The sequence below is a fragment of the bacterium genome, from assembly GCA_030652805.1.
In the GTDB taxonomy this organism is placed as follows: Bacteria; JAHJDO01; JAHJDO01; order JAHJDO01; family JAHJDO01; genus JAHJDO01.
Genome location: JAUSPT010000009.1, coordinates 1 through 4,818 on the forward strand (window position 1 = coordinate 1; position 4,818 = coordinate 4,818).

The window sequence follows — 4,818 nt, forward strand, 5'->3', positions numbered from 1 at the left end:
CTATGATGTAGGTAAGAGCAGTGATGAGAAATCTTTTAAGAGATATTATGGTGGTAGAAGTAGTCGTTATTCTGACTCAATGATGGCGATGTAAGAGAAACGTTTAGAAACGAAAAGGAAATGATATGGTTAAGGAACAAAGTATATACATGAGAGAAAGAAGAAAGAATAATCCAGAATTTATGAAAAAATATCTAGCACGTAGAAAAGAAAACAAAAGAAATAATCCAGAAATTCGGGAAAAACAGGCGATACGTAGGAAAGAAAGAAAATATGGTTTGTCTCATGAAGATTGGTTAAGGATGTATGAAACTCAAGATGGAAAATGTCTTATTTGTGGAAAGTCTTTTATAAAGCCTTCTGATGCTAAAGTTGATCATAATCATAGGACAGGTAAAATTCGGGGTCTGCTCTGTAATAACTGTAATCTTGGTATTGGTTTTCTAAATGATGATCCAAAGATAATGATAAAAGCAATAGAATATTTATTGGGGGAGAAGTAAATGCCAGTATATATGTTTGAATGTAATAAGTGTGGAGTAATAGAAGATAGAACTTGTTCAGTGGAGGAGAAGAATAAGCAACTATGTAAGGCATGTGGTTATGATATGAGGTGTTTGGTCGAGAAAAAGCCTCAGGTTACAAAATACAGAGAGCGGCCCGAAGTTAGACAATGGAGAAGAAAAAAAGGTGTATAATAATAAGGAGTATATATAATGACTCAAATGGCTAAGATAGAGAAACTTAGAAGTTTTTGGATAGAGGGATTAGAGGGGAATGCAGAATGTGTTCAAGAGTCTATCAAGAACTATGGTTACTATGAAGGTGGAGATAAACAGTGGAAGTCTGAAGATATAGCCGTATTGAATGCAGGGGGACGGCCACACTTAACCATTAACATGATTCTTCCTACCATTAATCTTTTGACCGGTTATGAGAGACAGAACAGGCAAGAAGTATCAGCATTCCCCAGAAAAGGTGGTAATCGACTAGTTGCTCAACTATTTACTGAACTATGTAAACATACTGAAGATGTCTCTAATGCGATCTATGAACGTTCTATGATGTTCCTAGATGGAATAGTAGGTATAAAGGGATGGATTAACATTGATATTGACTATGAGGATGATCCCTATAATGGAGAATTAATTATTGAGAGGGTGAACCCCTTTGATATTGTAGAGGACCCAGGATGTAAAAGCTATGATCTTAATAAAGGAGCTAAGTATATTATCCGGTCTTATTGGGCAGATAAAGAGTTGATTAAAATTACTTATCCTAAAGCTAAAGATGATCTAGAACATCAAAAGTTTGATGATTTAGATAAGAGGGACATTCGGCGTCCACCTGGAGGAAAGACTAGTCCAGATCTATATAAAGCTCGATTGAGAGAGACATGGTGGAGATCCTATGAAAAAGCTGTTTACTTGGTTCATAAGATGTCGATGGAACGTAAGAGAGTAGATAAGAGTAAAATTTCTTTGATGAAACACATGTTAGAGGTTGACCGTAGACAGGCAGAAGAAGAAGGAAGGATGACAGTCTTTGCTGTTGCAGAAGCAGTAGTTCCTGTATTACATTGTGATACTACTTTTGGAAAAGTCATAGTAGAGGAAGTAGAAAGACCATTTGGAGAGATGACTAAGTTCCCACTACAGCGCTTTGTTCCTTATTGGATTAATGGAATCTGTTTCTCACCGGTAAGTAATTTAAGGTCTCCTCAGGATGAAAAGAATAAGAGACGTTCTCAATCATTACATCTGGTTAATACTTCTGCAAACAGTGGTTGGTTTAATAAGAAAACTGGGGGGGCTGAAAAAAGTGAGTTAGAAGAAGTAGGTTCGAAGCCAGGAGTAGTTATTGATTATGATACTACGAAGCCTGATAAGATAGTTCCTACTCCATTATCTCATGCTCATATTACTTTAGAGCAGATGGCTGGAAATGATATTAAAGAGATTTCTGCTGTTAATGCTAATTTGTTAGGAATAGGGAAACCAGAAGATTCAGGGATATTAGATAGACAGAGACAGACTCAAGGATTAATTGGTGCTGAAGTTGTTTTCGATAATTATAAGTTGACACAGCAAATTTATGCCGAGACTCTAATTGATTTAATCAGACACAGTAATGTATATTCTGCACAAGAGATCGTGGCTATAGCCGATGATAAGAAGATAGAAGCAAACATAGATCAGATGGTGCAGGCTATGAAATCAATAAAAGTTGGTAAGTATGGGGTTGCGATTTTACAGAGTCCTAGTAATCCAACTATCAGATTTGCTAACTTTGAGATATTAATGGAAGTAGCAAGATTATATGAAGGTATGATACCACCTGACATTTTGTTAGATTCTTCAGATTTACCAAGGAAAGAAGAGATAGTGGAGAGATTGAAGCAATCTATGGAAGAGCAAAAGCAGTTAATGCAACAGCAAGTACAGGCTGAGGCTCAGCAGAAACGTCCTCAGCAAATGCCACGAAGAAAATTACAAAAGGTATAGGGATTAGTCCAACTTTTGGACTTAAAATAAAAGGAGAAAAGAAATGGCAGAAGAAATTAATGTTGGGGAAAAAACTCGTACTGAGACAGAGTGGAAAGGGTTAATGACTGATAAGCAAAGTGAGACTAGAGCTAGACAGCAAATACAAAGTGAGTTAGCTGTAAAAAATCTTAAGTTGACTGAACTAGAGGGGCAGATTCAAGAACTTATGCTTTCTTCAGAGGGTAACGGAAAAGACCTTAATGAAACAGTAACTCGAGCTGAATTGCTGGCAGAAAAGAAAAAGACAAAACAGGAATTGATGGATTTGCATAAGGCAGAAACTGTCAAATCATCTGAAGTAGAAAGAACTAACTTTGTAAACAAGTCTTTTACTGAAGCCATAAAAAAGCATACTGTAGAGAAAGATGGTAAAGGATTATCATTCGATGATGTTATGGAAGGAACTAAGAGGCAAATTTCAGAGAACTCTACTAATAGAACTTTAATTGAGAATGATACCAATCCAGGTGAGAAAGCTTATCAGATAGGATTACAAGATCCTGTCATTGCTGAGAGACATGAAATGTACAAGAAGACTCTAGCAGAACGGAAGAAAATTCCTAAAGTTGGCATGGAGGGGACTCTTGCTCCAGAGGAAATTATTACTCAGGAGAGATTATTAGCTATCCCCGCGGGGGCAGAGAGAGAAAAGTTTATAAAAGACCATTATGAGGTAATACAGGCATCTCAAAAGACCTGGGAAAAATAACTACCCATTAGTTAAGAGTGGGCTTTAGTCTAACTTCAAAGACTTGAAAGAAGAAGGGTAAGTAGATAAAAATTTTTAAGAAAGGAGTTAGACAAGATGTCTATTCTAAATTGTATACCCGAACTTTGGAATGTGGCTATAATGACTAACCTGCAGAAAGAGCACGTATTTGGTAAAGTTTGTAGATGCGTGATAGATGCACCAATTACTACACTTGGGCAATCTGTACATATTCAAGGAATAGGAAAGATTAACATTGGAACTTATACTGGTGCTGATCTTGTTATGCAAGGTTTATCGGATAGTGGAATGATCCTGAAGATAGACAAGGCGGACTACTTTGACTTCTGGGTTAATGATGTAGATGCTTTACAATCGAATGCTAACCTAATGGGTGAAGCAACCCAAGAAGCTGCTTATGAAATGAAGGATGTATCCGATTTAGTTGTCTATAATGAATTGGTTGCTGCTGCTGGCTTGACTGCTGTTGTTGGAACAGGAGCTACAGATGTAATCTCTATTATAGGTAATATAGCTGAATGTGATTTATCACTTAAAGAAGCGCTTATTCCTAAGAAGATGAGATGGTTGGTTATACCTTTTTGGGCTGGAACTAAATTGTTATTGGCTGGCGTATATCAAGCTCAAGACCTAAAGGGTAATATTAATGGATTCGTCACCGATGTTTTAGGACTTGACTTATATGAATCTGCTAATATTGCTGCTACGGTTGCTATCGGTGGTTCTTATAGAGCGGCTGCTTATGCGGAGCAGTTAACAAAGACAAAAGCCTTTGAACCCGAAAAGAACTTCGGTGATGCCTTAAAAGGTCTACACATCTATGGAACGAAAGTCATAAGACCAAATGAGATAGTTGTAGCTACTTGGTCAAGGGCTGTAGAAGCTTTGATTTAATCTAGGGAAGGGGGAGTAGAAAAATTACTCCCTCTTTTAAAATTTTAAGAAAGGAGTGAGATATAATGGCTGTTCATAATATAGACGTTACAAATATAGACTTGGAACGTGATGAAGGAATCGCATGTACTAAAATTGCCTTTACTGCTAACGATTCTGGTGTAGCTGATACTCTAACAATTGTTCCTACACGCCCTGGCAAGAAGATGGTGTTGATTATTACTACAGTTACTATCGCTGTGAATGTGACTATTGCCTTGGGAAATTATTGGTATGCAAAGGCTTTAGCCGCGGTTAACGTTCCCACAAATAGTGCAAAGGCTTTTTGCTTTACACCTGCAAGGTATCAGACCTCTACTGGACTTAAAGCAACTTCTGGTAAGATGGTGATAACAGTAACACCAGTTGATGGAGTAATAGATGCTGTATGTTATCAAGTTTTACAATTACCAGGTGTAGTTGGACGACTTCCAAGTGAGTCTGAATCTTAAGATAAACTAGGGGGGGGGGGTTGAAATATTACCTCCCCTTCTCGATTATAAAGGAGGAGAATTAAAAGATGAAATTTTACACTGAAGTTACTAGAGAGCCAAAGTCAATAATTAAATGTGTTAGAGATGGCTTGAATAAAGTAGTTTCTATGAAGAG

Annotated in this window: 6 protein-coding genes; all 6 read left to right on the forward strand. The window is 37.1% G+C overall.

What is annotated here, in order from left to right:
* Positions 1 to 125 precede the first annotated feature (125 nt).
* Positions 126 to 503, forward strand: coding sequence for an endonuclease VII domain-containing protein (locus Q7J67_00505; GenBank protein ID MDO9463776.1), 378 nt, complete (start codon positions 126 to 128; stop codon positions 501 to 503).
* A complete protein-coding gene (locus Q7J67_00510; protein ID MDO9463777.1) occupies positions 504 to 698 on the forward strand; it encodes a hypothetical protein in 195 nt (64 codons plus the stop codon). It abuts the gene before it with no gap.
* An 18-nt stretch (positions 699 to 716) separates the two neighbouring features.
* Positions 717 to 2,504, forward strand: a complete 1,788-nt coding sequence (locus tag Q7J67_00515; protein MDO9463778.1) for a hypothetical protein — start codon at positions 717 to 719, stop codon at positions 2,502 to 2,504.
* A 43-nt stretch (positions 2,505 to 2,547) separates the two neighbouring features.
* Entirely contained in the window at positions 2,548 to 3,255 is a 708-nt protein-coding gene (locus tag Q7J67_00520) for a hypothetical protein (protein MDO9463779.1), read from the forward strand.
* A gap of 96 nt (positions 3,256 to 3,351) precedes the next feature.
* Positions 3,352 to 4,170: a hypothetical protein gene (locus tag Q7J67_00525; protein ID MDO9463780.1), complete on the forward strand. Its 819-nt coding sequence runs from the start codon at positions 3,352 to 3,354 to the stop codon at positions 4,168 to 4,170.
* A 65-nt stretch (positions 4,171 to 4,235) separates the two neighbouring features.
* Entirely contained in the window at positions 4,236 to 4,661 is a 426-nt protein-coding gene (locus tag Q7J67_00530; GenBank protein ID MDO9463781.1) for a hypothetical protein, read from the forward strand.
* The last annotated feature ends 157 nt before the right edge of the window (positions 4,662 to 4,818 follow it).

What these genes read in the sequence shown, in the direction of transcription:
- Q7J67_00505 (MDO9463776.1), top strand. Translation starts at nt 126, where the DNA reads ATGGTTAAGGAACAAAGTATATACATGAGAGAAAGAAGAAAGAATAAT.
- Q7J67_00510 (MDO9463777.1), top strand. Translation starts at nt 504, where the DNA reads ATGCCAGTATATATGTTTGAATGTAATAAGTGTGGAGTAATAGAAGAT.
- Q7J67_00515 (MDO9463778.1), top strand. Translation starts at nt 717, where the DNA reads ATGACTCAAATGGCTAAGATAGAGAAACTTAGAAGTTTTTGGATAGAG.
- Q7J67_00520 (MDO9463779.1), top strand. Translation starts at nt 2,548, where the DNA reads ATGGCAGAAGAAATTAATGTTGGGGAAAAAACTCGTACTGAGACAGAG.
- Q7J67_00525 (MDO9463780.1), top strand. Translation starts at nt 3,352, where the DNA reads ATGTCTATTCTAAATTGTATACCCGAACTTTGGAATGTGGCTATAATG.
- Q7J67_00530 (MDO9463781.1), top strand. Translation starts at nt 4,236, where the DNA reads ATGGCTGTTCATAATATAGACGTTACAAATATAGACTTGGAACGTGAT.